Below are 4,805 nucleotides of genomic sequence, written 5' to 3' on the forward strand. Positions count from 1 at the left end.
GTGCTGGAACGAGGTGCCGCAGCAGCCGCCGATTATTTTGGCGCCGCCATCGACGGCGAGCCTGACATAGTCGGCCATCAGTTCGGGTGTGCCGGAATAATGGATTTCGGTGCCGCGGAATTCGGGAATGCCGCAATTGCCCTTGACGATCACCGTTGCCTCCGGCTTCGCCTCGGTCATGTCGAGCAGCGAGGCCAGGATGTCAGACGCGCCGACGCCGCAATTGGCGCCAACGCCAAGCGGCGCCTGCGACAGCCCGTCGGTGACGCCGTGGATATCCCTGGGTAGCAGGCCCATCATGGTGCGGCCGGCGGTGTCGAAGGAACCGGTATAGGTGTAAGGCAGGCCGACGCGGATGGCAGCCTCGGCGGCGGCGCGGATCTCGTCGGGAGCAGACATCGTCTCGATCCAGGCGACTTCGGCGCCGCCTTCCTTGAGACCCTCGATCTGCTCGGCGAAGGCGTCGACCGCCTCGTCGTAGGTCATGGCGCCGAGCGGCACCAGCAATTCGCCGGTCGGGCCGACCGAACCGGCGACGATCACCTTGCGGCCGGCCTTGTCGGCGACAGCACGGGCGATCTCGGCGGCGCGCTTGTTCAGCGCATGCACACGGTCCTGCGCATGATGCAGCTTCAGCCGGTGGCGGGTGCCGCCGAACGAGTTGGTGAGGATGATGTCGGCCCCGGCATCGACGAAATTCTGATGCAGGCTGGTGATGGTGTCAGGCGCCGTCTCGTTGAGCAACTCGGGCGCCTCGCCGGCTTCCAGCCCCATGGCGAACAGGTTTGTGCCGGTGGCGCCATCGGCCAGCAGCACGCCCTTTTCGGCCAGCAGAGCATCGATCGGGTTGGTGGTCGTCATCGGATTGGCTTTCATGTTTCGAAGTCGAATAAGGATATAAAGAAGTCTTTATGTGTAGTCAATGGAATGGCGGCAACGCGGCCACCAATGCGGAGGCCGGTTTCCGTCCGAAGGATCATTGTTGCCGAAGATCAGACAGTGCCTGTTGGGAACGACATGCCGGCCAGTCTGTGCGCGAAGCCGGACGCCTCGTGCGCATTGATGTCGGCGGCCCGGATCAGATTGTCGAAATGCTGGATCAACGTCTGGATCGGCTGGGTGGCGTTGAGCACCAGATACATGTCGCCGACATAGATGGCGGCGCGATAAGGGCCGAAGATTGTGTAGGGGATCGAATAGCGCATGCGCCCGTCATAGAGAAACAGCCGGAAGGTCGGATAGAGGTCGTCGAGCAGCGTCGCCATGTGCAGCAGCTGCGCGCGCCGGTCGGCTTCGGGGAAACGGTCCCAGACACCCAGCCCGCGGGCAAATATCTCCAGCGTGTGGCGCGGCATGCAGACTTCCATGTCGGTCTCAGGCCGCCTGTTGTAGTCGATGCGGTATTGCGTTTCGCCGGCCTGCGCCAGGCGGCTCTTGTTGGCGATGCCGGCTTCGTAGTCGACCAGCGCTTCGGTGCGCAGAAGATCGGGAATGCCGGCAGGCACGTAGCGGATCTTGGTGCCTGCCGCCTCGGCATGCCATTTGGCCAACAGCGTGCGGTCGAAACCATCCGGTGCCTCTTCGATCTCCAGGCTTTCGCGGATTTCGCCGGTGAGACCTTCGTCCTGGCTGAGGCCGAGGAGCCAATCGAGCGACACCTTGAACTCGGCGGCGATGTTGAGCAGTGTTTCGGCGCGGGGCAGGCGCGTCGAGGCGCCCGACAGCAGTTGCGACAGCGCCGAGCGGTCGATGCCGACCGCGGTTGCGAAGGCCGACTGATTCAGGTCGGAGCGTGTCAAGAGCATCTTCAGTCGCTCGCGGAAGATCGTCGACAGGTCGCGCTTGTCCATGTCCGTGCTCCACCTGGATTGAGGAAAAATTTGCGCCGGAACCGCTCCGAGGGTGGCGTTAGGCGTAAATGAATCCCTAAGTCTGTTTACAATGTATAACATGTGCGGTCAAAAATGCGCAATCGCAACAGTTCGTGCACTTTGTCTCGTTGAGTGGAATCATTTCTCCTGACACAATGCTGTCAGGAATCAATTGGGATTCCGGCGACTGAGGGGCAGTGGTCGATAGCATGACGAGCAAGAGCATCAGGCGACACAGCGTACGGGCCATTGAGTGGCCAACCGTGGTACTCGCCTTCTTCTGCTACGCGACATGGCTCGCCACCGGTTTCCTGCTCTGGCCTTCCTATCCCGTCCTGGCGCTCGCCGTCCTCGCCTTCACCGCCGCATTGCAGTCGTCGATCATGCACGAAGTGCTGCACGGGCATCCGACGCGCAACGCGCGGGTCAACGAAGCCTTCGTGTTTCTGCCGATCGGTCTGGTCTGGCCGTTCCGCCGCTTCAAGACCATTCATCTGCGTCACCACGCCGACGAGCGGCTGACCGACCCGCTCGATGACCCGGAAAGCTATTATCAGGCGCTCTGGCAGCATGACGAGCTGCCGCCGACGATGAAATTCCTGCTCAAGATCAACAACACCATGGCAGGCCGCTTCGTGCTCGGCCCGTGGCTGTCCTGCGTCGGCTTCTTCATCGACGATGCCAAGCAGGTGATCGCCGGCGACAAGCCGATCCGCAAGGCCTGGCTGCTGCATGCGATCGGCCTGGCCGTCGTGCTGCCGATCGTTCAGTTCGGCTTCGGCATCCCGCTGTGGCTTTACATTCTGGTGCCGGTCTGGCTCGGCCAGTCGCTGATCTCGATCCGTACGTTCGCCGAGCATCAATGGTCGGAACATCCGGAAGGCCGTACGGTGATCGTCGAGCGCTCGCCGCTGTCGTTCCTGTTCCTCAACAACAATCTGCATTTCGTCCATCACAAGACCCCGACCGTGGCCTGGTACAAGCTGCCCAAGCTGTTTCGCGACCGCCGTGAGGAATGGCTGCGGATGAACAATGGCTATGCCTATCCGAATTATTTCGCGCTGGTCAAAGCCTATGCGTTCAAGGCGAAAGAGCCGATCGTGCACCCGGTGCTGCGGCGTGCGCCTGAGCCGGGCAGGGCCTTCAAGCCGCGCATCAGGGCGCGCAGCATCAGCGGGCTCGGCAGTGCGCCGGTTCCCGCCGAGCCGCCCAAGGAATAATTCCGGCCTACCCGGAATCCGTGTCGGCCAATTCTGATTGGACGCCGCGTTTTCGCGATCCTTTTTCCAGACATGATGATTTGATATCGGCATGAGTGAATTGGTTGCGGCGTTGCCGATGTATGATTGGCCCGAAATGCGCGATGAGGTCGACGCGCAATGGGTGCTGCTGCGCGATGCGTTTCGGCAAAAGGGGATCGACGCGCCGGGAGCCATCGTGCGGCGCAATGGCGACCTGCCGCCGGTGCCGGGCGGAATTCGCGATGCTGCCGGTGCATTGATCGCACCCGATCCCGCGACATTGCCACCGGATGAACTCGATTTCCATAGATTGTGGCTGCATCCTTTGCTGCTGTTCGCGCAGACCTGCTGGGGGCCGATGGAACTTGGCCTGTCCAGGCATGTGCAGGTGGTCGGCCAGCCGAGCTATGACGCCTATGAAGGCGGGCAGGGCGAGCTCTATTCGAGCGCTCTGGTGATGCGGATAGGCGAGGGACCGGAAGTTCGATCGCCTACGGATGGCAGCGCTCTCATCCCGCTCGATCTGATCCGCGGCAAGCGCTTCACCTTCAACAGCCTCGATTCCATGTCGGGCATCATTGCGCTGACGCGCGACCTGCAAGCGGCCGGCGAAGGCTTGGACATCTTTTCGTCGCGTAGCGAGAGCGGCGGTCACCGCGCTTCAATCGTCGCCATTGCCGAGGGCAGGGCCGATGTTGCAGCGATCGACTGCGAAAGCTGGGCGCTGGCGCAGCGCTTCGAGCCAGCAGCGCGGAAAGTCGCGATCGTCGGCTGGACCGGACGGCGCAAAGGCCTGCCGTTCATCACGGCGAGGGCAACACCGGAAAAGACAGTCAGGGCAATGCGAGAAGCGCTTGCCGGACTATCCGAGCAGCCTCGTATCCAGCGGGTAGGTTGAGAGCTGTTCGTTGCCGGTCTCGGTGATCAGGATCTGCTCTTCGAGCTTGACGCCTTCGCGCCCGCCAAGCCGGCCGATATAGCTTTCCACGCACAGCACCATGCCAGGTTCCAGCACGCCGTCCGGCGTGTCCGATGTCCAGTCGCTGGCATGCGGCAAGGTCGGGTATTCATCGGCCAGACCGACGCCGTGATAGAGCACGCCGTAGCGCGTCGGGAAGCAGTCACCCGGCGGCACCGCCGAGGCTTCGACGAGGGCGCGAAACGAGATGCCTGGCTGCATCAGAGCCATGTTGTGTTCGATCTGGTCGGCGGCGATGCGGAACAGGGCGCGCTGTTCATTCGACGGGTTTGCATCGCCGCACAGCCAGGTGCGCGACAGGTCGGCGCAGAAGCCGTAGGGGCCGATCAGGTCGGTGTCGAAGGCGACGAGATCGCCAGCCTCGATCTTTCGCGAAGAGCATTCCTGGAACCACGGATTGGTGCGCGGGCCTGACGTCAGCAGTCGCGTCTCGATCCACTCGCCGCCGCGCGCGATGTTGCCACGATGCAATTCCGCCCATAGCTCGTTCTCGGAAATGCCCGGCTTCAGCGCCTGTTCCATCTCGCCCATCGCCGCTTCGCAAGCGACAATCGCCCGGCGCATGGCGAGGATTTCGTCCGGCGATTTGATCAGCCGCGCGTTCTCCATCACTGCTTCGCCATTGCCGATGGAAATGCCGAGGCGAGCCAGCTCCTCGACGCCTTCGGGATTGATGTGGTCGACAGCGATGCGGCTGTTGCCGCTACCATGTTC

5 protein-coding genes are annotated in these 4,805 nt (G+C 62.5%); 2 read left to right on the top strand and 3 right to left on the bottom strand.

From position 1 onward, the window contains the following. Positions 1-861 (bottom strand): betaine--homocysteine S-methyltransferase (gene bmt / locus EN932_RS29425; RefSeq protein WP_164890672.1); only part of this gene is annotated, 861 nt, incomplete at its 3' end. 131 nt (positions 862-992) lie between these two features. Continuing rightward, complete coding sequence (locus EN932_RS29430; RefSeq protein ID WP_013531192.1) at positions 993-1,850, bottom strand: helix-turn-helix transcriptional regulator; 858 nt, start codon at positions 1,848-1,850, stop codon at positions 993-995. Between the two features lie 230 nt (positions 1,851-2,080). Between EN932_RS29430 and EN932_RS29435 the strand changes: the two genes are divergently transcribed. After that, the gene (locus EN932_RS29435; protein WP_024501297.1) at positions 2,081-3,091 is read left to right on the top strand and encodes a fatty acid desaturase; all 1,011 of its coding nucleotides are present in this window, start codon (positions 2,081-2,083) and stop codon (positions 3,089-3,091) included. Between the two features lie 91 nt (positions 3,092-3,182). Next, on the top strand, positions 3,183-4,010 hold the full coding sequence (locus EN932_RS29440) for a PhnD/SsuA/transferrin family substrate-binding protein (RefSeq protein WP_127369929.1): 828 nt from the start codon (positions 3,183-3,185) through the stop codon (positions 4,008-4,010). Here the strand turns inward: EN932_RS29440 and EN932_RS29445 are convergent. Continuing rightward, positions 3,975-4,805: Xaa-Pro peptidase family protein (locus tag EN932_RS29445; protein WP_164890673.1), on the bottom strand; the 831-nt coding region annotated here is incomplete at its 5' end. The two genes, EN932_RS29440 and EN932_RS29445, sit on opposite strands and share 36 nt — an antisense overlap.

Source organism: Mesorhizobium sp. M7A.F.Ca.US.002.01.1.1, from assembly GCF_004022955.1.
In the GTDB taxonomy this organism is placed as follows: Bacteria; Pseudomonadota; Alphaproteobacteria; order Rhizobiales; family Rhizobiaceae; genus Mesorhizobium; species Mesorhizobium ciceri.